The organism is Kitasatospora sp. NPDC048662 (assembly GCF_055587065.1).
Map to the genome: position 1 here is coordinate 30,235 of NZ_JBVJHA010000009.1, position 24,484 is coordinate 54,718.

General features: G+C 69.2%; 20 protein-coding genes and 1 pseudogene. 10 read left to right on the forward strand and 11 right to left on the reverse strand.

Annotated elements, in window-relative coordinates:
- The first annotated feature begins 95 nt into the window (after window positions 1-95).
- The 6 genes from ACZ6R9_RS23485 to ACZ6R9_RS23510 all read left to right on the forward strand — a co-directional run bounded on the left by ACZ6R9_RS23485 (window position 96) and on the right by ACZ6R9_RS23510 (window position 7,622).
- Window positions 96-317 (forward strand): hypothetical protein, encoded by a 222-nt coding sequence (locus ACZ6R9_RS23485; RefSeq protein ID WP_465540101.1) that lies wholly within the window; start codon window positions 96-98, stop codon window positions 315-317.
- A 45-nt stretch (window positions 318-362) separates the two neighbouring features.
- Window positions 363-1,832 carry a site-specific integrase gene (locus ACZ6R9_RS23490; RefSeq protein ID WP_465540103.1) on the forward strand — a complete coding sequence of 490 codons (1,470 nt, stop codon included), beginning with the start codon at window positions 363-365 and terminating at the stop codon, window positions 1,830-1,832.
- Complete coding sequence (locus ACZ6R9_RS23495) at window positions 1,829-3,727, forward strand: hypothetical protein (RefSeq protein ID WP_465540105.1); 1,899 nt, start codon at window positions 1,829-1,831, stop codon at window positions 3,725-3,727. Before ACZ6R9_RS23490 ends, ACZ6R9_RS23495 begins: the two co-directional genes overlap by 4 nt.
- Complete coding sequence (locus ACZ6R9_RS23500) at window positions 3,724-5,895, forward strand: site-specific integrase (RefSeq protein WP_465540107.1); 2,172 nt, start codon at window positions 3,724-3,726, stop codon at window positions 5,893-5,895. The genes ACZ6R9_RS23495 and ACZ6R9_RS23500 overlap by 4 nt, the downstream gene beginning before the upstream one ends.
- Window positions 5,892-6,341: a hypothetical protein gene (locus ACZ6R9_RS23505; protein WP_465540109.1), complete on the forward strand. Its 450-nt coding sequence runs from the start codon at window positions 5,892-5,894 to the stop codon at window positions 6,339-6,341. Before ACZ6R9_RS23500 ends, ACZ6R9_RS23505 begins: the two co-directional genes overlap by 4 nt.
- A 318-nt stretch (window positions 6,342-6,659) precedes the next feature.
- A complete protein-coding gene (locus ACZ6R9_RS23510; protein ID WP_465540111.1) occupies window positions 6,660-7,622 on the forward strand; it encodes a HEAT repeat domain-containing protein in 963 nt (320 codons plus the stop codon).
- Here ACZ6R9_RS23510 and ACZ6R9_RS23515 read toward each other — a convergent pair.
- Window positions 7,606-8,280: a hypothetical protein gene (locus tag ACZ6R9_RS23515; protein ID WP_465540113.1), complete on the reverse strand. Its 675-nt coding sequence runs from the start codon at window positions 8,278-8,280 to the stop codon at window positions 7,606-7,608. The genes ACZ6R9_RS23510 and ACZ6R9_RS23515 overlap by 17 nt on opposite strands.
- Before the next feature lie 50 nt (window positions 8,281-8,330).
- On the opposite strand from ACZ6R9_RS23515, the gene ACZ6R9_RS23520 reads away from it, so the two are divergent.
- The gene (locus ACZ6R9_RS23520) at window positions 8,331-9,020 is read left to right on the forward strand and encodes a hypothetical protein (RefSeq protein ID WP_465540115.1); all 690 of its coding nucleotides are present in this window, start codon (window positions 8,331-8,333) and stop codon (window positions 9,018-9,020) included.
- Between the two features lie 304 nt (window positions 9,021-9,324).
- Here the strand turns inward: ACZ6R9_RS23520 and ACZ6R9_RS23525 are convergent, their stop codons facing one another.
- Both ACZ6R9_RS23525 and ACZ6R9_RS23530 read right to left on the reverse strand, forming a co-directional pair.
- Window positions 9,325-9,924: a DUF5655 domain-containing protein gene (locus ACZ6R9_RS23525; protein ID WP_465540117.1), complete on the reverse strand. Its 600-nt coding sequence runs from the start codon at window positions 9,922-9,924 to the stop codon at window positions 9,325-9,327.
- Between the two features lie 124 nt (window positions 9,925-10,048).
- Window positions 10,049-10,264, reverse strand: a complete 216-nt coding sequence (locus tag ACZ6R9_RS23530; RefSeq protein WP_465540118.1) for a hypothetical protein — start codon at window positions 10,262-10,264, stop codon at window positions 10,049-10,051.
- Between the two features lie 305 nt (window positions 10,265-10,569).
- Between ACZ6R9_RS23530 and ACZ6R9_RS23535 the strand changes: the two genes are divergently transcribed.
- Window positions 10,570-10,977 carry a hypothetical protein gene (locus ACZ6R9_RS23535; RefSeq protein ID WP_465540120.1) on the forward strand — a complete coding sequence of 136 codons (408 nt, stop codon included), beginning with the start codon at window positions 10,570-10,572 and terminating at the stop codon, window positions 10,975-10,977.
- A gap of 36 nt (window positions 10,978-11,013) precedes the next feature.
- On the opposite strand, the gene ACZ6R9_RS23540 is transcribed toward ACZ6R9_RS23535, so the two are convergent.
- The 4 genes and pseudogenes from ACZ6R9_RS23540 to ACZ6R9_RS23555 all read right to left on the reverse strand — a co-directional run bounded on the left by ACZ6R9_RS23540 (window position 11,014) and on the right by ACZ6R9_RS23555 (window position 14,901).
- A complete protein-coding gene (locus ACZ6R9_RS23540; protein ID WP_465540122.1) occupies window positions 11,014-11,820 on the reverse strand; it encodes a hypothetical protein in 807 nt (268 codons plus the stop codon).
- Between the two features lie 64 nt (window positions 11,821-11,884).
- Window positions 11,885-12,526, reverse strand: coding sequence for a hypothetical protein (locus tag ACZ6R9_RS23545; protein WP_465540124.1), 642 nt, complete (start codon window positions 12,524-12,526; stop codon window positions 11,885-11,887).
- Window positions 12,527-12,674: 148 nt separating this feature from the next.
- Window positions 12,675-13,627 (reverse strand): annotated as a pseudogene (locus tag ACZ6R9_RS23550) (IS481 family transposase).
- Between the two features lie 620 nt (window positions 13,628-14,247).
- Window positions 14,248-14,901 carry a hypothetical protein gene (locus tag ACZ6R9_RS23555; RefSeq protein ID WP_465540126.1) on the reverse strand — a complete coding sequence of 218 codons (654 nt, stop codon included), beginning with the start codon at window positions 14,899-14,901 and terminating at the stop codon, window positions 14,248-14,250.
- A gap of 549 nt (window positions 14,902-15,450) precedes the next feature.
- On the opposite strand from ACZ6R9_RS23555, the gene ACZ6R9_RS23560 reads away from it, so the two are divergent.
- Complete coding sequence (locus ACZ6R9_RS23560; RefSeq protein ID WP_380478881.1) at window positions 15,451-16,308, forward strand: methyltransferase domain-containing protein; 858 nt, start codon at window positions 15,451-15,453, stop codon at window positions 16,306-16,308.
- A 7-nt stretch (window positions 16,309-16,315) separates the two neighbouring features.
- On the opposite strand, the gene ACZ6R9_RS23565 is transcribed toward ACZ6R9_RS23560, so the two are convergent.
- Window positions 16,316-16,588 (reverse strand): hypothetical protein, encoded by a 273-nt coding sequence (locus tag ACZ6R9_RS23565; RefSeq protein WP_380478879.1) that lies wholly within the window; start codon window positions 16,586-16,588, stop codon window positions 16,316-16,318.
- Window positions 16,589-16,889: 301 nt separating this feature from the next.
- Here ACZ6R9_RS23565 and argS point away from each other — a divergent pair, with 301 nt between their 5' ends.
- Window positions 16,890-18,650, forward strand: a complete 1,761-nt coding sequence (argS, locus tag ACZ6R9_RS23570; RefSeq protein WP_465540128.1) for an arginine--tRNA ligase — start codon at window positions 16,890-16,892, stop codon at window positions 18,648-18,650.
- A gap of 2 nt (window positions 18,651-18,652) precedes the next feature.
- Here the strand turns inward: argS and ACZ6R9_RS23575 are convergent, their stop codons facing one another.
- From ACZ6R9_RS23575 to ACZ6R9_RS23585, 3 genes are all read right to left on the reverse strand, one after another.
- Window positions 18,653-19,279 (reverse strand): CRISPR-associated endonuclease Cas3'', encoded by a 627-nt coding sequence (locus ACZ6R9_RS23575; protein ID WP_465540130.1) that lies wholly within the window; start codon window positions 19,277-19,279, stop codon window positions 18,653-18,655.
- Window positions 19,280-20,574: 1,295 nt separating this feature from the next.
- Complete coding sequence (locus ACZ6R9_RS23580; protein ID WP_465540132.1) at window positions 20,575-22,818, reverse strand: CRISPR-associated endonuclease Cas3''; 2,244 nt, start codon at window positions 22,816-22,818, stop codon at window positions 20,575-20,577.
- Between the two features lie 740 nt (window positions 22,819-23,558).
- Window positions 23,559-23,924 (reverse strand): hypothetical protein, encoded by a 366-nt coding sequence (locus tag ACZ6R9_RS23585; RefSeq protein ID WP_465540134.1) that lies wholly within the window; start codon window positions 23,922-23,924, stop codon window positions 23,559-23,561.
- Window positions 23,925-24,484: the final 560 nt, after the last annotated feature.

Genomic DNA, 24,484 nt, shown 5'->3' on the forward strand with positions numbered 1-24,484 from the left:
ACAAGGGACACGGCCTGATTACCACCGCCACCACCGCTCTCGACACCATCGAACGGATCGCCCGCGCTGCCGCCTACCCGCCCACCCAACGGATCATGATCCGCGGGCTGCTCGACACACCCGGCTCGTACGCCGCCCTTGCTGCTGCCGTCCACCGCGACGACCTCCGCCCGACCGCACTCGCCGCCGTCCGCACCCTCATCGAACAGGACATCGACGCGGGCCGACCCTGGCCCTCCGAAGCCGCTCGCTGGCTCAGCCGCGCCAACGCGGACTGGCGGACCAGCGCGGCGCTGGTCAACCACCTCAGTCTCTAGCCGAGCAACTGTTGTTGGTGTTGCTCGGGGCCTAGCGTCACGGGTGTGAAAGCCACCTACATGCCTGGTCAGTGGATTGTCTTCCGGTACGACCTGGCGTCGGTCGCGGTCAGTCCATCGGTGCCCCTCGCGGACCGTCATTGCGAGCTGTTGAACGCGGTGGGGGTGCGCGGCCCGAAGGATCGGCAGCCGTTCCTGCTGTCGCCGGCGGGGTTGCCGGACCGGCGGATCAACGCCTTCTTCGAGTCGCGCCGGGTCCGTAGGCGGTCGCCCCTGACCTGGGACAAGTACGCGCAGTCGTTGCGGCTGTGGCTGAACTTCCTGAACGCGACCGGTGGCCGGTGGGACGACGCGACGGACGAGGACGCGGAGTTCTTCAAGGAGTGGCGGCTGACGGAGGAGCTGAACCCCCGGCGCGTCAAGCCGCCGACCTTCCGCGCCAACGTGACCTCGCTGCGGGTCTTCTACCGCTGGGCGGCGGCCGAGTTCGGTGTTCCGGACCCCGTGGCCAGCTTCGACGACTTCGACCTCCAGCCCAGAGGTGCCCGCGATCGGGACATCAAGTGGCTCGACCCGGCGGGCTACGCACGCTGGCGCGACGTGGGCCTGCGCGGCAAGGACCTGGACGGCCGGACGAGTCGGGGATGGAGGGGGCGGAACGAGCAGCGCGACGCGGCCTTCGCCGACGGCCTCTACTCGACAGGGCTGCGGCTGACCGAGTGGGGCAGCGTCCTGCTGCCCGAACTCCCGACCGACGAGGGGGCCCGCGGCTTCTCCACCTGTCGGCTTGCTTCGGCGAGCGCGAAGGGTCGGTGGGGCCATAAGTACTGGATCGCCCGGCTGCCGCTGCTCAGGGTCCTGGACTACGTGGAGGGCGCTCGCGCCCGGGCCGTGCGCAACGCCCAGGCCGCCGGCCGCTACGAGCGCCAGCCGAGCGTCCGCAGAGTCGTCCGGGTCGAGAGCGGGCGGCTGAGGCTGACGGGCGCCGACGGGCGCGAGTCCGTCGTCGCGATGGACGATCTCAAGCCGCAGGAACGCCGCCGGCTGTTCCGATCGACGCCCCAGGGGTTGGAGCCGCTCGCGCTCTGGCTGAACGAGGACGGCCTGCCCCGGCACCCCCACGGCTGGCACCACACGTTCGCGCAGGCCAACGCCCGCATCAGCACAATGAACCTGCCGGGCCTGTCCTGCACGCCCCACATGCTCCGGCACAGCTGTGCGCTGAGGTGGTACGCGGTCGGGCGGCTGGTCTACTCGCAGCAGTTCGCGCACCTGGACCAGGAGGAGGCGAAGGACTTCCGCGAGCAGTTCGGGGGCACCTGGCAGCTGGTGGCGACGATCCTCGGCCATGCCAGTCCGGAAACGACCAAAAAGTTCTATCTTGAGCCGTTCGTCCCACTGGACGTCGAGTTCCTGCTGCAGCAGATCCACGGGCTCGCCCTGGACGGTTTCCTGGCCACGTTCCTGGCCGGTCATCCGCTGGTCATCAACGACCCGCTGGCAGGTCGGCGATGAGCGCGGCGGGCGGCGGGCGCCCCGGAGCGCTGCCGCCGGCGGGATACCGGCCGCGGCGACGGGTCGAGGAGGAAACGCCGCTGCAGGTCCTGTTCATCCCGGAGGACGCCGAGGAGTCCTCCCAGGTCTTCGACTTCGCGCGGCTGACGGTCTCGCCGGAGCTCCAACTTGCGTTCGCGAAGGGCTTCGTTCAGCGCACCAGGGCTGGCGGGCGGTTGCGCAGGCTCAGCTCGGCAGAGAAGTCCTACCGGTTCTTCCGAAGCTTCGCCACCTACCTGGGCACGCTGAACACGCCGCCGACGCGGCCGCAGGACCTGCTGCCGGTGCACCTGGACGGCTGGCGGCTGGAGCGGCAGAACTACGCCTCCCTATGGCACCAGGTGGGCGAGATGATTAGCAACCTCCGAGCCGTTCCCGGGCTGGGGCCGGAGTTCCCCACCGCCCTGAACCAACGCCAGCCCGAGCATGCCAACCGCCGCCGGGAGCGGGCGAACCCCTCCTACAGCCGGGCCGAGAACCAGCGGATCCTGAACGCGGCACGCCACGACGTCCGGCAGGCCGCCGCCCGCATCCGCGCCGGCCGGGCGCTGGCGGACCGGTGGCGGGCGGGTGACCTGGACGGCGAACCTCCCCAGCAGCGGCGGCGGGGCCGACTCGCCGCCTTCGTGGAGGAGCACGCCGACGTCCCCCGTACACCGCGCGGCGCCCCCCAGTGGTGGGTGAGGGAGCTGGGGACGGTCGCCGAGCACATGGAGGCCGTGCACCTGTCCGCGCTGGAGATCGCCGCGTTCGTGATCCTGCTGGTCGCGATGACCGGGGAGAACGAGAGCACGATCACCAAAGCCCCGGCGGGACACCACCGCCCGGACGGGCACGCCGGCGGCATCGCCTCGGCAGTCGTCGAGCTGGACAAGCCCTGGCGGGGCAGCCGGCGCCACATGGACCGGCCGCTGGTCGACCTGCCGAAGTGGGCACAGAGCGAGACGGAAGCCGCCGGGCCGGGGCCGGACCAACGTGAGAGGCTCAGCACCCCGTTCGGGGTGTTCATGCTCCTGCACGAACTCGCCGAAGGTCCCCGCCGCCTGCTGGGAAGCGCCCGGCTGCTGGTCTGGTGGGCCCGCAGCGGCGGCGGAGGCATGGGCTCTGGCCTGCGCACCGGAGCGGCCGGCAGCCTGATCCGGTACTGGTCCCAGACCAGGCGGATCCCCGCAGACCCGGCGCCGGGCACCGCCCAGGACGTCCAACTCCCTTGCCTTGACGTGACTTTGGGACGGCTGCGGCTGACCTACAACGAGTTGAACCAGGAGCCCGTCGCCCACACCGAAACGACCCTCGTCAACGACTACCTCGTGCGCAACTGCGGGAACCTGGCCGAGTATCAGCGCGTCGTCGCCGGTGCCCTGGCCCGAGAGGTCGCCAAGGCCAGGAGCCACGCCGCCCTGCAGGTCCTCACCGCCGAGGAGGTCGCCGAGGCGGCCGAGCACCCGGCCCGGGTCGCCGCCCGCCACGGCATGGACGCGGCGACGCTCCGGCGCCTGCTCGCCGCGGAGCTCGACACCGTGATGACCGGGTGTGTCGACCACGACAACAGCCCGCACGCGCCGGCCGGACAGCCCTGCCGTGCCTCGTTCATGCTCTGTCTGTCGTGTCCGTGCGCCCGGGCGGCGCCGCACCACCTGCCCCTGCAGATCCTGGTCCGGGACGAACTGGCGAACCGCAGGATCAATACGACGCCGCTTCGGTGGGCCGAGCGGTTCGCCCTGCCCCACACCCAGCTGGACGACCTCCTGGACCGCGCCGACCCGCACGCCGTCGCCGAGGCCCGCGACTCCATCACCCCCGAGCACCGTCGCCTCGCCGAACGCTTCCTCGCCCGAGAGCTGGACCTGCCGTGAACCTGCCGATCGCCCCTGAGGAGTTCCCCGACACCGCCCTGCCCGGCCCCGACACCCCGGTCCTCCTGCGCCGCCGGCTCAACCCCAAGGCCGGCCGCGCCGTCGCGTCCGTGTTCCGCGACGAGCGCTGGGACCTGACCCCCGGACTGTTCGAGGGCCACATCCCGACGACCACGCTCAACTTCGCAGTCGTCCCCGAGTCGTTCCGCACCCAGGTCAAGCACTACGTCTGGCAGATGATCAACCACGACATGCCCAGGCCGATGCGGCACACCCCCGGCGACCGGCCGGCCCTGCGGACCACCTCCGTGGGTTTCAGCAAGCTCAACGCGTTCATCCTCTGGCTGGAAGCCCGCGGCCTGACCTCGCTCGGCCAGGTGACCCACGACGATCTTGAGGCGTATCTCGACGCCGTGGACGAGATGGAGAAGCCGGTCGGCGCCAAGGGCGACCTGCTGCTGGAGGTCCGCCGCCTGTGGACCTACCAGGAGCGCGTTCCCGAGGAAGCCCGCCTGCCGGAGGAAGCGCCCTGGAGCGGGGACTACCCCTTTGACCTGCTCGGCGCCTCCCGCACGAACGGCGAGAACAGGACCCCGCGGATCCATCCCGACACCATGGAGCCGCTGCTGCTCTGGGCCCTGCGCTTCGTCGGCGACTTCGCCGACGACATCATCGCCGCCCACCGCGCCTACCTCGCGCTCTCCCACCAGGGCAGCACTGACCGGGCACGACGCGCCCGCCACGGCAGCACCGCGCCCACGGCGCCCAACCAGCCGCACCAGCTGGCGCCGCTCCTTGCCGCCTACCTCGACGGCCTGCGCCGCACCGGCAAGGCGCTGCCGGGCCGGATCGGCGCGGACGGGAAGCTGGAGCCGTGCTGGCCCCACCTGGTGCGGATCCTCGACACCTCGGAGTCCGCGTTCCGCGAGCGCCGCCAGCGCGGCGCGCTCCTGCGCGCGATGGTGACAGGATCCGGCATCGCCGTCGACGACGACGCCTACCTCGATACCCCGGTCACCGGCCAGGTCCACGGCAGGCCCTGGCACGGCCGCATCACCTACGAACAGGCCCCGAAGCTGGCCCGCTTCCTGAGAACGGCCGCGACGATCACGGTCGCCTACCTCTCCGGGATGAGACCGGGGGAAGTCCTCAACCTGGAGCGCGGCTGCAGCGCCTACGACGAGGCCACCGGCGTCTGGACCCTGACCGGGCGCCACTTCAAGGGGGTGAAGGACAGCAACGGCAACAAGATCCCCGAGGGCGAGGAGCGCAAGGACCCGTGGTCGGTCATCGACGTCGTCGCTCGCGCCGTCGATGCCGTCGAGCGGCTCCACGACCACCGGCTGCTCTTCCCCGTCCACCTCGACCCGGACAACCCAATCGGCGCCCTCAGTACACGGCCCGGCGAGGCACGCACCAGCCGCGATACGCCCCGCGACATCGCCGCCCTCATCTCCTGGGTCAACGACTTCTGCCAGGACAGCGGCCTGAGCGAGGCGATCCCGCCCGACCCGCACGGCGCCATCGCCCCCGCGAGGTTCCGCAGGACCCTCGCCTGGCACATCGTCCGCCGGCCCCGCGGCCTGGTCGCCGCCGCGATCCAGTACGCGCACGTCTACACCCAGGTCACCCTCGGCTACTCGGGCACCTACGAGTCCGGCTTCCCCGGCGAGCACGCCTTCGAGGAGTGGCTCGCCCGCCTCGACCAGCTTGCCGAGGACGAACGCCTCCTGGACGCGGGCGAACACGTCAGCGGCCCCGCGGCCGACCGCTACCAGCACCGGGTCCGCGAGGGCAACGCGAAGTTCGCCGGCCGCGTCCTGACCAACCCCAAGCAGGCGCGCGACCTGGTCGCCAACCCGCTCCTGCAGATCTACCCCGGACGGGCTATGACCTGCGTCCACGACGCGGCGAAGGCCCTGTGCCGGGTCTTCACCGTCCAAGGAAGCACCCGCCAGACACCCGACCAGGACGACTGCCGACCCACCTGCCAGAACATCGCCTACACCGACCGCGACATCGCCGAACGCGAGACCCGGGCCGAAGAACTGCGGCACCTGGTCGCCGACGTCCTCGCCCCCTCTCCCCGCCACCAGCGCGAACGCGCCGAGCTCCAAGCCCTCCAGAGCATCATCGATACCCACAACCGCGGACGGGAAGCACAATGAGCACCGCCACCATCGCATGGCCGACACCCGAGACAGCTCCCGAACGAATCGCCATCCTCACCGCGGCCGACCGCCTCCTCGCCGGCAAACCCCAGCACTCCACCGGCCGACTCTCGGTCGTCCAGCTCGCCGTCGAGGCCCAGGTCAAATACTGGATCGTCGCCCAGAAGCACACCGACCTGCGCGACCACTTCCAGCAGCTGGCCACCCAGGCCAAGCGGCAGACTCAAGGCTTCGGGCAATCCATCGAAGCGAGCCTGCAGAGCTCTGACGAGCTCGATCGGCTCCGCAGCCACTGCGCGGGCCTCGAGGAGCTCGTCACCACCTACGGCCTGTTGATCAACGAGCTCAGCATCGAGAACGAGGCCCTCCGCGCGCAGCTCGCCGCCCCGCCGGACCCGGCGGTGGCCTCCATCAACCAGCGCCGCACCCCCAGAGACTCGTGAACGGCCGTCCACGCTTGTCTTCCGCCAAGGGGTTCGTGGTCCTGTCCCGCCGCTGGGTGGTCGAACGATCGCATGCCTGGGTGATGTACGCCCGCGACCGTTTCGTGTCTCGCCCCCTGTTCGCTTGTCGCTCTGCATGGACGACCGGTTCGGCGGTGCCCGCTCATGCGGGCGCCGAATGGATGGGGCTGGCGGCTACTTCGAACGAATATGCTTTTCCCGGTTAGCGTTGAGACGGCAACGCTCCAACACTGACTCTGGTATGCGCAATGAAAGAGGTTCTTGATGAGTTGGCGGGGTGGGCCGGATGCTCCTTCGGTGTGGAGCGAGGAAGGGATGGAATTCCATGCCGGCACAGTAGAAGACGTGCGTTTTGTCGTTGCTCACATGCCGGTGGAAGTAAAAAATGGGTTCGTCTACGGCGCCGTTCCATGGAGTAATTTCAGCCATGCATACGGGCCCGGTAGTGATGTGCCCGATCTTCTGGAGCAGGCTCGCACCGGCGATGAACGTAGCTCTAATGAAGCGCTCAGCAAACTTTCGGGGAGACTGCTTCAGCAGGGTACCAGTTCGGCGGCTGGTGCTTTGGCGATTCCCTTCTTGGTCCGCATTGTCGTTGCCCTCCCCTTTCATCGTGCCGGTATCCTGCGGGTCATTGCGGGCTTGGCTCGACGCCAGTATTTCGGGGACGGTAGCCGCACCGGTCTACTGCGAGCCGCTCGCGCCGATGACCAGATAGTATTTGAACCCTCCGGCTACCTTGCAAACTGGTCGGTACAGGCCGCTCGCGAGGCCTTGGCGGCCGACGCTGGCTTGCTGCTGCCATTGCTTGGCGATCCTGATCCGGAAGTGCGCCAGGCTTCTGCCTACGCCTTGGCCGCCGTTCCGAACCGGCCCGCGTCAGTCGCAGACCGCCTGAGCGCTCGGTTTCAGGATGAAGAGGATCCCGCGGTACGTGCCTGCCTGGTGCTGGCAATCGGCCAGCTTGCGTGGGAAGAACGGCACCCGGATACCATCGATCAAATGTGTGCTTGGTGGCAGGACTACAATCAGCCTGCAGAAGTCAGGGTATGCGCGGCCCTGACATGGCTGTGCCTCACCGACGGCCCTGTCCCCGACAACCTTCGAGCCTTCCTGGAGCTGTCCGTCACGGACGATCTCGCCGCTCTTCTCGAATCGATCCCGTGGTTGGACCACATCGTCGACGGCGGGTTGCGTCGCTGTCTTGATCAGATGTTCTATCCAGAGAAATACCCCCACTTTACTACTGAACTTGATTGAGTGATGTCGGAGCCGTTCGCCTGACGGCGGTGGGTGGGTTCCGGTAGCTCTGGCTCCTGTCGACGCCGCTGTCCTCCGCCTGCTGGCGAAGCCTCATGTACTCCCAGAACGCCTTCTCTTCCTGGGCGGCGCGGTCAGCTTCGGCGATGGCTTGCGTCTGTGCGGCGTCGCTGATCGCGGCGGCGTTCTCGGCGGACTTGTGCGCGTTCTTGGCGGACTGGCGGGCGGCGGCGACGGCGGCGTAGGCGATGTCGGCGGAGGCCCGGGCGGCGGTGGCGCTGCCGGCCGCGCGCAGCGCGAAGGCCTGGGCGTCGACGGCGCTGGCATGGGCCTGGGCTGCGGCTTGGTTGGCTTGGGCAGCGGAGGTGCGGGCCGCGGTGGCGGAGGTGTCTGCCGCGGTGGCGGACGTCTGCGCGTCCTTGGCGTAGCCGGCGGCCTTGGCGTAGTTGTTGGCGTCGGCGGCGGCTTGGTCGGCTTCGGCGCTGGCGTTGTTGGCGTCGGCGGCGGCCTTGGCGGCGAGTGCGGCGTTCTGCCCTGATCCGCGGACGCTGCGACTGGGCGCGGACCGCCGGACGGTACTCCGACGCCCGGCCCCTGTTTCCCGCCACGCACCACCACGGAACGAGCAGGCGAGCGGCCCCATCGAGGTACCGGCCACCAGGGGGCAGATGACCTTGACGAGCGGCGACCCACGTAGCCGGTGACTCGGTGGCCACCGGGGAGTCGACTCACCGCCGCCGCTTCGCGACAGCTCCGACACAGGGATCTCAACAGCTTCAGACCAGAGAGAGTTACCTCACCTGGTACGCCCGTAGTCGGCGTAACAGCGCCCTCGCCCATCTCGCCGGCACCGACCACCTCACCCAGCCCGGCACCGACCGCACCCACGCCCAGGCGCTCCGGCACATCCACCTCGCTGCCCGCCGCTTCGACTTCCGGTGCCGCAGCATCCAACAGCTGCTCGAACAGGTCCCGGGGAGCGAGCGAGCCCGCTGGGATCCGTACACCCGAGCCCTCTCGGCGTTTGCCCTCCTCGGAAGCTCCGCCACCGGTGCCCTCGAAGCCCTGGACCGCAGCCTCGCCGAGGCCGGCGACAACCTCCAGGTCTGCCACGCCCTGCTCCACGGCCTCTGGCTCGGAGACGGACTACCCGACCAGGCCGAGCGGATCCTGGAGTTGGCCGCCTGGCCCACCTTCGACGACACCGACCCGATCATGCTGTTTCGCACGGCCACCGCCTGGCGGAGCCTCGGCCGTCGATCCGAAGCCCTCGACGCGATCGACAGCGCCATCGAAGCCCTCGACCCGAACCAGCCCGACGTCCACGCCGACCTCGTCCGTGAACGCGCTCTGATCACCGCGCTGGCCCGAGAACCGCGGCACCACCGAGGACTATGACCCCGCTCGCCTCCCGGCGGCACCGGGAATCGCCACCCCTGACGCAGAGGACCAATACATCGAACAGCCGAACCCCAAGGACCATCAGCCCGCAGCCCCTCACCCGAGCCTTGCCGGAGGGGAGGAAGCCCGGACCTACCAGCGCGACCTGAGCCGCTGGGCCGCCCGCCGCGCCCACATCCAGCAGGCCATCAACTCGGCCTCCGCCCCGCGGGCAAGCGAACCGACCGCCACCGCACCACCCCCGCCGTCTCGGCCCCGCCGACGGTAACCGCCACCCTGGCCAACCCGGCACCGCTGAAGGTCACCGTCCGCCCCGCGGACCCGGCCCTTGAACGAGCGGGCCGACCAACGGCGATGGGCCGCACCCCTCGAAGGGGTGCGACCCATCGCCGTTGACGAGCTCGGCGGCAGCCGCGTAGCTCGTGCGCAGCAGCTCCATCGACCGATCGAGGTCCTCCACCGATCCGATCCGGACCTCCAGCTCGCCCGTCCCGAGGTGCCCGATTCTCCGGACGTCCCGGGTCCAGCCCGGGACCAGGTGGACCGTCGTCGGGTCGACCCTCAGGAAGACAACCAGAGCCTGAGCCTGCGCCAGCACCCGGACGCAGGCGAAGTTCCGCCGGCGGCGGTAGGCAACGTAGTGCTGCAGCGGCACCGCGTGGCCCTCGCCCAGGTCGAGCAGACGGGCGTCGAGCTCCTCGTACAGCCCGCGGATCTCGCCGTCGGCCTGCGCGAGGACGTCGGCGACCGTCCGGCGGCTGGCCGCGACCGGGCGGGCAAGTTCCGTCCGCCGACCCGAGAGGGCGCCGCACCCGCCGGCGACCGACGCCGCCAGCTCAAGCGTCACCAGGTCATCCCCATAGCGCCGGTAGACCACCATGTCGATCCGGTGGTGGGACATCCCGGCCGCCACCAGGTCGTACCGGACTGGTGAAGAGACAGTGTTCCAACCCTGCGCTATTCCCTCGTCCTGGGCCGATTCGCCCTGCTGCCCTTCTGGCGGCGAACCGGCCCAGAGCGAACGGTCAGTCCTCCCGACGGTTCTTCCGCAGGCGTTCCGCAACCACGATCACCACGCTGGCCAACGGTGCGGAGATCAGCGCGACAAGAAGTTGCGCCCGCTCCAATGGCACCCAGAAGATCATCGCGATCAACCCGGCGAAGCCGATTAGGACAGCGAACGCAGACGCGAGGCGCCAGCGACGTCGGGCAAGATTGGGGTGGGAGTGTGATCCGCTCACGGGTCTCCTCTCTCGCAGCGCCGGTTCTCCTTGGGCCTAGAGAACTCGGGAGGGCCGGCGCTGTTCGGCACCCGACCGGTCGGCCGGGCATCGCAGGAACCCGTAGAAAGCGGCGCCTGCTCTGAATCCAGCATGGGGTGTCGCTGGCGCCGTTGTTACGCAGAGTCAACAGGTGTGCTTTATAGGCGCGTTGAGTCGCTACTGGTAGAAACGTGTCCTCCCTGGGCTTGGTGTGTCGTCGTGTGTTTTGCCTAGACTCGGACCTTCGGACAGCTGGGAGGGAACCCGTGGGTAGAGTCATTCGGATGCCGTCGGAGGATGTCCTTCCGCCTGGACCAAGGCGAGCGTTCGTTGCGGAGCTGTTCTTCCACTACGAGGAGGCCGGTCGCCCAACCCTGTTGGAGATCGCCGAGGACCTCGCACGACGGGACAACTTGCCAGGCATGGCGAGCAGAGAAACCGTTCGCCGGATGCTCAAGGGCGAGACGGTGCCGATGCGCTGGAGCACGGTGGCAGCTGTGCTCATCCTCCTCTGCGAGCGCTCAGGCCTTAACCCTTCAGGAGTGCGCGCCAACACCGGATGGGGCACCCAGACTGTCACTTACGGGGAAGCGCTGCGGAAGCTGTGGAACGCTGCCATCTCGGACAATGAGAACGGACCGGCGTTCGGCCCCCCTGGATTGGCGCCGTACACGTCAGAACCTCCGTTCTGAGCTGCAAGACATGGGCTTCTGGTGCCGTTGGTGTGGCTACTCTGCGGCCTCATGGCAGGCCGCAAGGGGTGCTCCTGGTCGCCGATGAACCGGTATGGCGAGCCGGATTACTGCGTAGGGACGAAGCTCTCCGGTGAGATGCCGGGCGACAGCCCAGCGGATGAAGGAGCTGACCGGCCGGGGATCAGCGCAGTTTCGCGGAGATCTGGTCGGGACGGGCCACGAGGTCGAGTAGATAGAGGAAGGCGAGCCCAGCCATTCCCCGAGGGACTGTGCCGTCGTGCGAAAACAGGAGCCCTTCTCCCACGCTTCCATGCTGAGAAAAGAGTGGGCGCTGTTGCGATCCCGCCGCAGGTAGAGGGATGTGGCCTGGTCCCAGGTCTTGCTCATGGGGCCCTTCTTTCCAGGAAGGCCGGCAAGACCGTTAGGGGTGTAGTAGGTGCTGGTCTGTATGAAGCCGTCCTTCACCGTGTCGAGGGCGTCGACGGCCCGCTGGCAGATAGGCAGAGCGACGACCGCGATGTCCGGGGGTAGGTCATGCCGAAGCTTCTGCAGAGTTGCGGCAGCGCGCGAGGGGGTGGCCAAGGTGTCGAAGGTGCCGAGGCGCATGCCTTCGAGGGTGTCGAGAGCGTCGTATGCCGCTCTGAGCTGGGCCGTCTCGTGGTGCTCGGTGTCGGCGAGGGTCTCGGCGACGTCACGGAAGAGCCGTTCGATGCTGGCCAAGTATTGCCAGTGCTTGACCGGACTGTAGACGTTGGAGTTCCGGTCGGCGAAGTTGACCGGGTCTGTGGCCACTGCCAGGACCTTGTTGACCTGGGTGGTCCACCAGGTGAAGAAGGCCATGGTCTGCTCGGCGGTGGCAGCTGGCGGGTTCTGACCCCCTCGCTGGTTGGGCCCATTGAACCGCTCAGTCTTTGGCCTGACGGTGTCGATGAGCTGGTCCGTGGGGAATGTGAGTCCGGCGACAGGCCGACCGAACAGCCACACAGCCGTGGCACGAGCTCGGGAGGCAGGCACGCCGACGACGTAGGGTGCCAGTGCCAGTAGCGCGGGTGTGGTGAACAACTGGGCGCCGAAGACGCCACCTGTCGTTAGCGCGCGACCCAACTGGAAGAGTGTCGCCAGCCAACTGGGCGGGTGCCAGTTCAGCAGCGAGTAGGAACTTGGCGAGGCTGTAGCGAACGGCGAGCTCACTGGCCACGTCCACGACCAGCAGCTCGGACTGCGGCAGCCGCTTCACCGCTCCGGAGAAGAACGCCTTCATGGCTTCGGGCAACTCTGCTGTCGGCGTGCGAAGGAAGCTGATCTGGAACTGTGCGACTTCGGAGGCGAGGGTGTCCTGGCCCTGCAGATGATCCACCGCCCGAGTCACCACGCTGTCGGCGGACGTGCTGAGGCTCGGGCCCTGTTCGGGCAGGGTGCCGAGGAAGTCGTACTGGTTCCCACGGATGTGGCGACCGGTCAGGAGGGTTGCTGGCTGCTTGCGGTAGGACTCGGCGGTGCGGACCCGCCAGTAGCCGTTCTCCTCCCGGATCTCCCAGGCGGCCATGTCGGCGATCTCCTTGCGGCGGCCTGGCACTCCCGCTGGCCGCTGCACTACTGTCCACTGCTCTGGCGTCGGGCTTCTCACGCGCTCCATGATGATTCGTCCTTCGCCCTCCCTACATCTGGTTTTCGTCCCGTGATCGGAAGGTGACCTAGGTGTTCTGTCCTGTGAGGTTGGGGACGCGGCTGGCGGGTGGTTTGCCTGCGAGTGCGGTGTGTCCGCGGTGGTGATTGTAGGTGTGGAGCCAGGCGGGGTAGGCGTCGCGTCGTTCCTGTTCGGTGCGGTAGGGCCGTGCGTAGGCCCATTCGTCGAGCAGGGTGCGGTTGAACCGTTCGACCTTGCCGTTGGTCTGCGGGCGGTAGGGGCGGGTGCGCTTGTGCGCGATGTGCTCGGCCGCGAGTGCGTCGCGCCAGGTCCGGGAGCGGTAGCAGGCGCCGTTGTCGGTCAGCACGCGCCGGACGTGATCCCGGCCCGGGCGAAGAACTCGTTCGCGCGGGTCCAGAACGCGGCGGCGGTCTCCTTGCGTTCGTCGGGCAGGATCTCGCTGTAGGCGAGGCGGGAGTGGTCGTCGACGGCGTTGTGCAGGTAGCTGTAGCCGGCTCCGGAGCGGGTCTTGCGGCCGGCCTCGCGGCCCAGGGTCTTGTGGCCGCCGCCGTCGGGGATGTTGCCGAGCTTCTTGATGTCGACGTGGACCAGCTCGCCCGGCGCGCCGTGCTCGTAGCGTCGTACCGGCCTGCCGGTGGCGCGGTCGAGGTGGGCGAGGCGGGCGAGCCGGTAGCGGACCAGGACGCGGTGGACGGTGGCGGGGTTGAGCCCGAGGAGGTAGGCGATGCGGGCCGGTCCCCAGCGGCGCAGGACGCGGACTTTGACGATCCGTCGTTCGGTGCGGGTCGGGGTCCGGCGCGGGCTGCGGTGGGGTCGGGAGGAGCGGTCGTCCATGCCTGCCTCGCCGAGCGCGCGGTAGCGGTCGGCCCAGCGCTTGGCGGTGGTCGGGGAGACCTGGAAGCGTTCGGCGGCCCGCCGCAGTGGCCAGCCGTCCTCGACCACGCAGCGGGCCAGGCGCAGGCGTCCGGTCTCGGTCAGCGGTGCGTTACGGTGTGGCATGAGGGCCTTTCTGGTCGCCGGTGAAGATGTCGCAATCCACACCAGGCCAGAAGGCCCTCACTCATTTCAAGATCACCACGCCGTGAGCCCTGTCACCAACCTCCGTGGTCAGTACACCTAGCTGTCGTCGGCGCAGGCCGCGAGGTAGTCCGCCCAGCTGTCCTGGGCGAAGCGAGCCCAGCTGAAAGCGGTGCTGGGGTGCATGCCGAACAAGTCGCTGATCACGATAGGGGGCTGATCCGTCACGGCTTCGAGCATGGCGGTGTTGCGTGTGTTGATGACTTCGAGACCGGGTTCTCGGAGCTGGCCCTGGAGCCGGCGAGCTGTGATCGGACGGTGAGAGGGCCGACCGGGAAGCAGAGGGACGGGGCGGCCGTCACGCGGCAGCTGGACCATGGAGTGGAGCGCCGGTTGGGCGGTTTGCTTCTCGATCAGGTGTGCCAGCTTTGGTGGCAGCAGGACAGGGTTTTGGCCGATGGTGAGGTATGCGCCGTTGCCGGTGCGTGAGAAGCGGTCGGTGGTCAGTTCGACCAGGCGGGTGACGGGCAGGGCATAGAGTCCGACAAGCGCGCCCGCGACGCGGACGTCGAGCGGGATTTCCTCGTCGTTTAGGCAGCGTTTCAGCTGTTCAGCCAGCTCGGCCTCACTTCGGCCGCGACGGCGAGGTAGTGGGCCGCGGCGACGGCGGCCGCGGTGGGATCGACGGCGGAGAACAGCTCGGCCGGGCCGAAGGGGTCCTGTTCGAGGAACCGGTTGGCGGCGGCGACGACGGGGGAGGCGTCCTCCCGGCTGAGGAGGACGGCCTGCTGGGCGCGGCCGGTGAGGTCGCCGAGTTCGGCGTTCTCCACAGCGGCGAGCTCGGTGGCGGCCTCGCCCAGGACGGCTTCCGTCAGCGCCGTGTCGGCGAGTTCGTGGAGGGAGCGGCCGGTCTGGTGGGCGGATTCGAGTAGGCGGCTGTAGGTGACGATCGTCGCGCCGCCGCTGGGCAGGTTCGGCTTGGCGATCGCGTCCGCGACCGCGCCGAAGTGCCCGCGTTCCTGTTCGCGGCGCCAGCCCTCGGTGTTGGGGTCCTGGGAGGCAGTGGCGCTGGCCGGGTGGGTGTAGGTACGCCACGCGGCCTCGGACAGGTGGGTGAGGGCGCGGGCCAGGCGCAGTAGCGCGTCCGTGTCCGTGCCGGCCGGGAGGGCGGCGATACGGGTGGCGAGATCACCCTCACCGGTTCCCCAGGTGGCGATCAGTTCGTGCCGTTCGGAGTCGATGCTGTAGCGGGTCATGAAGCCGCACCTCCGGTGATCTGCTCGGCGGCGTCGCCGGGCATCGAGCCATTCTGGCGCATCGTCAGAACGCTCTGGCTCGTGCAGCTGGCTGGCGTCGACGGCCGGGAGAGGGCGAGCCCCCTCGTGGGCGGAGGCGGTTGAGCCCGGGTTGCGGGCTCCTCGGCGGGTTCGGCTGAGGCCAGCGGTGCGGGTGGAGCGCGGAGACCATCGTGCTCGAGTGACCGCCGGATGGGAGGTCCCGACCTGCACAATGGGGCAGGTTCGGCCCGCGTATGCCGGGGCTCGTCGGCTACCCGCGGCGGCGTTCTCGGCTGACTCCAGGAGGCACTCGGGGCGGCATGTGGCTGCGGCTTCGACTGTGGGGCTGGGTGTTCTTCGTCTGGTGGGACGTGCTGCTGGGGTGGCCGGTGGCTCGAAGGGGCGAGCCATGGGGGGTGGGTTCTCTTCTCGGGATGAGGCATCTCGAAGCATGTCATATGGTGCAAATCCGAACTCTTGGTGCCGCCATCTCGGGCTCTGGCGTGAACAGGGGACGAGGGCTGCGTCGTGTCCGACAGTGCCGAGCCGATCCACGCGCGCCTTGCGGAGCTGGCCCGCTTGCAGGAACCCGGCCAGGTTGTTGTTGATCTCGGCTGCGGTGCGGGACCGACGCTGCGGGCCGTCAGCCGGATAGCGCCGCAGGCTTCCCTCATCGGGATCGACCGTTCGGCGGCGTCGCTGCACCAGGCCCGGGTGGGTCTGGCAGGCCACAAGGGGTCGACGGCGGCGATCGTTGCGGATCTGCGCGATCCTCTCCCGTGCTCCGACGAGAGCGTGGACGTCGTCCTGTCGTACAACACCATCGAGTGCCTGCCGAACCCGAAGGAGATGCTGGCCGAGGTGGCACGAGTCCTCCGGCCTGGCGGGCGGGCGGTCATCGCGCACGTCGACTTCGACTCGATCGTCGTCGCGGGCGCGGACACCGATCTCGACCGGCGGGTGTGCCACGCGTTCGCAGACGACGCGCAGAGCTGGATGGATCACACGGATGGCAGGATCGGCCGCAAGCTCGGGCTGCTCCTCGCCCGCAGCCCGCTGGACCTCGTCGGCGTCGAGCCGCTGCTGGCGTGGTCGACCGAGTTCACGGGGCACGCACAGGACCGGGTTGGCCAGACCCGGAAGGCCCTGCTGTCCGCCGCCAGGCACGGTCGTGGCGCGGTCGCCCCTGAAGAGGTCGAGGCTTGGTACACCTCGGTGTGCGATGCGGACCGGCTGGGTGGCTTCTTCTTCTCCGAGCTGGCGTTCATCGCGGTGGCGGAGAAGGCCAGGGGCGGCCGCAGCGGGCATGGGGCCGGCTCGCACGACGGGCGGCAGACGGCCCCCGTGAGAGCCGGTTCGATGCCGCATCTCCCGACTGCTGCTTGACCGATGTCTATGGAGAAGTGGCGTTCGCGAGGACGGTGGCGGCGAAGGTGTACAGGGCGTTCGCGGTGGTGTTGAGAGGGACCGTGGTGTCGAGCGCCAGCGCGGGCTGTTCGGGGCCGGACCACGACAGCTCCGGCGCGTCCGGTGCCGGGTTGGTCCGGTAGGCGCGGACGGCGTCGCGGGCGTGGCGCACCGGTTCGGGGGCGTGGACGTGGATGAGGTGGAGGCGTTCTCCGAGGAGGTCTGCGGCCAGCCGTCGTTCCGCTTCGGTGGAGGTCATCAGGGTGACGATGCCGACCTGATCCTGGCGGCGGCGTGCGCGAGGGATCGGAGCGTGGCGAACGCTTGCTTTCCCCACGTCGGGCGGGTTCGTGCTTGTTGCTGATGGCCACTCAGGATGAGCTGCGATCAACGGTCTTGAGTGTTCGGGCTGCGCTCCGTAGCGAAGGAAGTTGGGCCGTTGGCTGTGGGGGGAATGGGATACTCGGCAGACGACGCTGGCTGACTCGACGTTGCGGCGCTGTGCGACGCCTGCGGCCCGGCCGCGGATCCGCCCTCTCACAGAAGTGGTCCTTCGTTCTATGCCTACGGTCCTCTCCATCGCCGACGCGCTGCGCGAGCGCTTCGCACAGGCGATCTCCACTGCGTTCCCCGACGCCGCGGACAGCGACCCCCAGCTGCGACGAAGTGACCGCGCCGACTTCCAGGCCAACGGCATCATGAGCCTGGCCAAGCCGATGCGCGCGAACCCTCGCGAGGTGGCCGCGCGTGTGCTCGAGAACCTTGGTTCTGACCAGGTGATCGCGAACCTGGAGGTCTCCGGGCCCGGCTTCATCAACGTCACCGTCACCGACGCCGCCATCCTCGAGAGCCTGGCCGCCCGTGCTGCCGACGCCCGACTCGGTGTCGGCAGCGACGCCGAGGCCGGCGTCACGGTGATCGACTACAGCCAGCCGAACATCGCCAAGGAGATGCACGTGGGGCACCTGCGCTCGACGATCATCGGCGACGCGCTGGTGCGCACTCTGGAGTTCAGCGGAGAGAAGGTGATTCGGCGCAACCACCTCGGGGACTGGGGCACGCAGTTCGGCATGCTCATCCAGTACCTCATCGAGCACCCCGACGAGCTCGGCGACGGCACCGAGCCGGACGACTCCGGGCCTTCGATGTCCCGGCTGAACCGCCTGTACAAGGCGTCGCGTGCCAAGTTCGACAGTGACACCGACTTCGCCGACCGCGCCCGCCAGCGCGTCGTCGAGCTGCAGGCCGGCCACGCCGAGACCGTCGCCTCCTGGCAGGGCATGGTCGACGAGTCGAAGGTCTACTTCGAAGCCGTCTACGCCCGTCTCGGCGTCCTCCTCGAAGACGCCGACGCCATCGGCGAGAGCTACTACAACCCCATGCTCGCCGACGTGTGCGCCGACCTCGAAGCGTCCGGCGTCGCCGTCCGCTCCGACGGCGCCCTGTGCGTCTTCTTCGACGACATCAAGGGCCCCAACGGCGAACCCACCCCGCTGATCGTCCAGAAGAGCGACGGCGGCTACGGCTACGCCACCACCGACCTCGCCGCCATCCGCGACCGCGTCGGCCTGCTCGGCGCCGACCAGCTCCTCTACGTCGTCGACAGCCGCCAGGCCCTCCACTTCCAGATGGTCTTCGAAACCGCCCGCCGCGCAGGCTGGCTCCCCGACAACGTCCGCGCCCTGCACCTCGGCTTCGGCACCGTCCTCGGCAAGGACGGCAAGCCCTTCAAGACCCGCTCCGGCGAGACCGTCCGCCTCATGGACCTCCTCGACGAAGCCGTCGACCGCGCCCGCACCGTCGTCTCCGAGAAGAGCCCCCAACTCGCCACCGAGGAACTCGAAGACCGCGCCAAGCAGGTCGGCATCGGCGCGGTCAAGTACGCCGACCTCTCGACCTCCCGCACCCGCGACTACATCTTCGACGCCGACCGCATGGTCTCCCTCAACGGCGACACCGGCACCTACCTCCAGTACGCCTACGCCCGCATCCAGTCCATCCTGCGCAAGGCCCCCGAAGGCGTCACCGCGACCGCCCACCAGGACCTGGCCCTGGAGCCGGCCGAACGCGCCCTCGGCCTCCTCCTCGACGAGTTCGGCGCCACCATCGACCTCGTCGCCGAAACCTTCGAACCCCACCGCCTCTGCGCCTACCTGCACAGCCTCGCGGCGGCGTACACCACCTTCTACGAGCACTGCCCCGTCCTCAAGGCCCCCAGCCGGGAGATCATGGAGACCCGGCTGCTGCTCTGCCAGCTCACCGGCCAAACCCTCCGGCAGGGCATGGACCTCCTCGGCATCGGAACGCCCGAGAGGTTGTAGCTCTATAGGCGGCTGTCGGCCCGGACTTGTGCGGGCGTGTTCGCGAAGTGGGCGCTGGTGTCGAGGAAGTCGGCGTCGACCACGCAGCTGAACAGCATCCGCACGAGCAGGTCGCGGCTCAGCTTGCCGTTCAGGCCTGTCGCGCGGGCGAGCCAGGCCGGCAGGGGGATGCGTCCGGTCGGGACGATCTCCGGGACGACGGCCGCCGTGCGGGCGATCGCCTCCTCGATCAGCGCCTGGTTCGCGTGGGCGCCGCTCTTGACGGCGTGGACGAGATCCTTCACCTTCTGGAATTCGGGGAGTCGACCGTGGTGCCCCTGCACGACCGCGCCGAACGGGACTCCCGCGTGCGAGGCGGCCAGCCACGTGCCGGCCTCCTTGTGGGGGACGCCGACCTTGCGTTGCTGCTTCTCCGCTTCGTCCAGGCCGTGCTGCCAGGCGCACGAGCCCTTTCCGGCGTCGTGGACCAGCGCCAGGTACTCGGCCAGCTCACCCGCGCCGAAGGCCGATCCGAACCGGCGCGCCAGTGAGGCGGATCCCCGGAGATGGTCCTCCAGGGTGTGGCGGGCACCTGGTAGGTTCCGGCTGTGGGCCCACAGTGGTGCCGCTTCGCTGTTTGAACTGTCCATAGTGGTTACCTTGTTCACGGCCGGACCGTACCGCTGCTGACCGACGTCGGCGGGCAGCGGTTCGGAACCCCAAGTGCGCAGCCGACACGCGGATCGCACCGAAGCGGGATGTCCGAACTCTGTAGATTTGCCTGTCCAGTTGGTTGCGCAGGAGTACCAGAGACAGCAGGTTTCCGCTGATGGACCGGCGTGGCGGTCGCCCTCCGGGGCGGCCGAGGATCGCAACCTGGCGCTCACCGTGCTCGGGTGGGCGCTGGACACCGGTGGCGGTCGCCCTCCGGGGCGGCCGAGGATCGCAACATCACGGCCGCGTTGATCGCCGACAGGGGCAGCATCATGGCGGTCGCCCTCCGGGGCGGCCGAGGATCGCAACCGGTTGCGCCCGGGACAGCTGGTCATTGTCGATGAAGTGGCGGTCGCCCTCCGGGGCGGCTGAGGATCGCAACCTTCGTGGTCAGGACGTAGGTGGTGGTGCTGTCGGGGTGGCGGTCGCCCTCCGGGGCGGCCGAGGATTGCAACATCGAGAACATCCAGGTCGCCATGGCCGCCGACGCCGTGGCGGTCGCCCTCCGGGGCGGCCGAGGATCGCAACGACAACACCGCCGTGGTGCGGCTCGCCGAGGCCGCGAGTGGCGGTCGCCCTTCGGGGCGGCCGAGGATCGCAACGGGGAGTGGACCCTCACCGAGGACACCGGCCCGGACGTGGCGGTCGCCCTTCGTGGCGGCCGAGGATCGCAACAGCCGAAACGATGCGGGCGTACTCGCCGGTGTCGCCGGTGGCGGTCGCCCTTCGTGGCGGCCGAGGATCGCAACTTGCTCTTCCTGCTCTTCGCCTTCGCCTTGGTGGGCGTGTGGCGGTCGCCCTTCGGGGCGGCCGAGGATCGCAACGAGAAGCTGGCGGCCGATCGTCGGCGGATCGCCAGGTGGCGGTCGCCCTTCGGGGCGACCGAGGATCGCAACCGCGCGCTCGTACAGCGTGGTGACGGGTGCCTCGCAGGTGGCGGTCGCCCTCCGGGGCGACAGAGGATCGCAACGTCCACGCGGAGTCCCAGGGGCCGCCGTTGACGGCGTGGCGGTCGCCCTCCGGGGCGGCCGAGGATCGCAACACCTTGGCCAGGCGAGCCGCGCGGCCGGGTCGGAAAGGTGGCGGTCGTCCTCCGGGGCGGCCGAGGATCGCAACGTCGCCGACGCGGCCCGGCGCGCCAACCAGGTCGGAACTGCGCCCAAGTGCGGTCTCGTGGTCAGCGTGCGTGGAACGAGGGAGGCCCCGGGGCGGCTTCCGTGCTGAGGAGGGCTCAAAGGAGGAAGGCGGTTCGGTCTTCGGGTTGGGCGGGGTCGAGTCCGCGGTGGGGGTGGTAGGCGCCGTTCCACAGGAGGAGGTTGCCGATGACGGGTTCGGCGAGGCCGGCGGTGAGTGCGGCGTCGGCTTCGTGGCGGGGGAGTTGGGCGGTGTGGGGCTGGAGCCGGCGCAGTGGTTCCGGGCCGCATGGGTAGGGGGATCTGAGGGCGGCGATGTCGGCTTCGACGGCGGCGCGGTGGGCTTCGTCGCGGATGACGACGACGGGCTGGTTGAGGGTGTTGTCGATCATGCGGAAGGCGTCGTCTACGGCGGGGAAGTCGAGTTGGGCGCGCAGGGTGTCGATGTGGGCGCCCATGCCGGTGGGGCCGCTGCCTTGGAGGGTGTAGCGCAGCGGGTAGTACTTGTCGAGGGCGTCGAGGTTGTCGGGTCGGGCGAGGTCCGGGCCGATGTGGGCGGCGGTGGCGTCGAGTGCGGCGGTGTAGGCCTTGTCGCGGGGCTGTCCGGCGTCGTGGACCTTGAAGACGACGACAGTGCCTTCGTCCTGGTGGCCTTCACGGTTGCACCGGCCGGCGGCCTGCTGCAGGGACTCCGCGGGCGCCCAGGCGCGGAACACACGGGGGAAGTCGAGGTCGACGCCGGCCTCGATCAGCTGGGTGGACACGACGTGGACGTCGCTGCCGGACTCCAGGAGCCTGCGGATGTGTTCGATGACGCCGCCGCGGTGGCCGGCGGTCATCCGGGTGGACAGGTGCAGGACGGTGCCGCTCGCCCGTTCTTCCAGGAGGCGGTGCAGGTGTGCGGCGTCCTTGGTGGTGTTCACCACGGTCAGTGTCTGGCGGCCGCTGCGCCGGCCGATCTCGTCGGCCATCGACTCCCAGGTGACGTCGGGGCCGGTGCGCCAGTCGTAGGTGACGCGCCGAAGTTTCTCGAACAACTCGGCTGGGTCGGCGATGAGTTGGCGGCGGGGGAGGCCGTCGAGCTGGGCGAGGGACCAGAAAGCGGGCTGGGTGGCGGAGGTGAGGACGACGGCGGCGCCGAAGTGGTCGACCAGGCCGCGCAGGGCGCTGAGGATCGGGGCCAGGAGCCGGTCCGGCAGGGCCTGGACCTCGTCGAGGACGATGACCGCGCCGGCCAGGCGGTGGATCTTGCGCATGGCGGCGGGCCGGTGGGAGAAGAGCGATTCGAAGAGCTGGACGGTGGTGGTGACGACGAACGGCGCGTCCCAGTTCTCGGCAGCGGTGCGCGCCCAGGTTCCCTTAGCGCCGTCCAGATCGACCGAACTGTGGTGCTCCAGGACGGTCGGGGGAAGGTCCGGGTCGTCGGGGTCGAGCATGCGACGGTAGGTGCGGGCGTTCTGCTGGGTGATGCTCGTGTAGGGGACAGCGACGACGACACGGCGGTGGCCGTGCGCGACGGCGTGGTGCAGGGCGAAGCCGGCGGAGGTGAGGGTCTTCCCGCCGCCGGTGGGCACGTGGAGCACGTACATGCCGGGCGCGCCGGTCGCTGCGGCCACCGTCTCCTCGTAGACCCGCCGGCGGATGCCGTCGATCTTCGAGGCGCGGCGCCGGGACAGGGCTTCGTTCCGGCGCGTGTCGAAGACCTCCAGCAGGTGCGTCATGTCGGCGTCGGCCCGGACCTGCGCAGGCGTGTTCGCGAAGTGGGCGCTGGTGTCGAGGAAGTCGGCGTCGACCACGCAGCTGAACAGCATCCGCACCAGCAGGTCACGGTTCAACTTGCCTTCCGGGCCTGCCGCGCGGGCGAGCCAGGCCGGCAGGGGGATGCGTCCGGTCGGGACGATCTCCGGGACGACGGCCGCCGTGCGGGCGATCGCCTCCTCGATCAGCGCCTGGTTCGCGTGGGCGCCGGTCTTCACGGCGTGGACGAGATCCTTCACCTTCTGGAATTCGGGGAGTCGACCGTGGTGCCCCTGCACGACCGCGCCGAACGGGACCCCCGCGTGCGAGGCGGCCAGCCACGCGCCGGCCTCCTTGTGGGGGACGCCGACCTTGCGCTGCTTCTTCTCCGCTTCGTCCAGGCCGTGCTGCCAGGCGCACGAGCCCTTTCCGGCGTCGTGGATCAGGGCCAGGTACTCGGCCAACTCGCCTGCGCCGAAGGCCGATCCGAACCGGCGTGCCAGTGAGGCGGATCCTCGGAGATGGTCCTCCAGGGTGTGGCGGGCACCTGGTAGGTTCCGGCTGTGGGCCCACAGTGGTGCCGCTTCGCTGTTTGAACCGTCCATAGTGGTTACCTTGTTCACGGGCCGGACCGTACCGCTGCTGACTGACGTCGGCGGGCAGCGGTTCGGAACCCCGAGTGTGCAGCCGACACGCGGATCGCACCGAAGCAGGATGTCCGAACTCTGTAGATTTGCCTGTCCCGTTGGTCGCGCAAGAGCACGAGAGACAGCCGGTTTCCGCTGATGGGCCGGTGTGGCGGTCGCCCTTCGGGGCGGCCGAGGATCGCAACCGGGTCCCAGGTGGTGGAGGTCAGGGTGACGCGGGTGGTGGCGGTCGCCCTTCGGGGCGGCCGAGGATCGCAACAGCCATGCCACAGTGTCGTCGGCATCGCGGCGACGGTGGCGGTCGCCCTTCGGGGCGGCCGAGGATCGCAACCTGCAGGCCGTCGCCGCCTACAACCCCCGCGCCCCGTGGCGGTCGCCCTTCGGGGCGGCCGAGGATTGCAACGGCTACGGCCTCCGCCCCGTCGCCGACGAGCGCACCGGTGGCCGTCGCCCTCCGGGGCGGCTGAGGATCGCAGCATCCCCTGCTACCCTGAGCCGACCAGCGCGGCCCACGTGGCGGCCATCCTCCGGGGCGGCCGAGGATCGCAACTCGATCTCCCGCTCGGCCAACTTCATGTAGGCCGGGTTGCGGCGGTCGCCTCCGGGCGGCCGAGGATCGCAACGCGTCGGTCGACGCGCTGCAGAACCGCGCGAAGCCGTGGCGGCCATCCTCCGGGTCGGCCGAGGATCGCAACAGGTCACAGACAAAGCAGGACCAGCGCTGCCGATCCGTGTGGCGGCCATCCTCCGGGGCGGCCGAGGATCGCAACATGGAAACCATCGAGCCCGGCGTCGTCAACACGGTGTGGCGGTCGCCCTCCGGGATGGCCGAGGATCGCCACCTCAACGAGGGAACCCCCCGGTGCCAACAACCGCGCCGGGTAGCGGTCGTTCTTCAGGACGGCCGAGGATCGCCATGGCTTGATGTCGGTGACCGGGATGAACGCGGTCGCGGAGTGGCGGTCGCTCTTCGGACGGCCGAAGATATTGCAGTCTGTGCCGGTCGAGCCTGCCGCCGATCGGCTGTTGTGGCGGTGCTCTTTCGACGCGGCCACGATCTCCACCTTCGGAGGCCGCACTTCGTGATGGCCGAGGACCACAGCTTCAATCTGTGCGCAACGGGTGCGCCGACTGAAAACGATTTGGTTGTTGGCGTGTTCGATGACGGTGAGGTGACGGTCTCCTCAGCTGCCATGAACCAGAGGACGGCGAGGTCTTGCCGGGGCGGGGCCGAGCAAGTGGATGGACTTGGCCCTGCCCTGACAGCTTGGATCCAGGCCGATCCTGCTAACTAAACGTCATTCGGAGCCAGTTGCTCATCAGCTGTCGAGGCCGTCCGATCTGGGTGCGCAGGCCCATGTCGCTTGCTCCAGCGAACGCCGTCATGAGTACCAGGACCCACCACGGGGCCGGGACATATACGTGGAACGAGGTCACAGCTTCACTCCTTCAACAGTTCGCGGGGTGCGGACTGGCCACAACCTAGCTGAACCCGAAGTGGAACGATGCGCGTCGGCGCGCCGCGTCAGCACCTTGGAGTAATTTCATGAAAATAATGTGGGCCGGTATCCCGGCCCACATCCGAAAATAGTCAAACGCGGACCCCGCGCGACCTGTTGTTTCG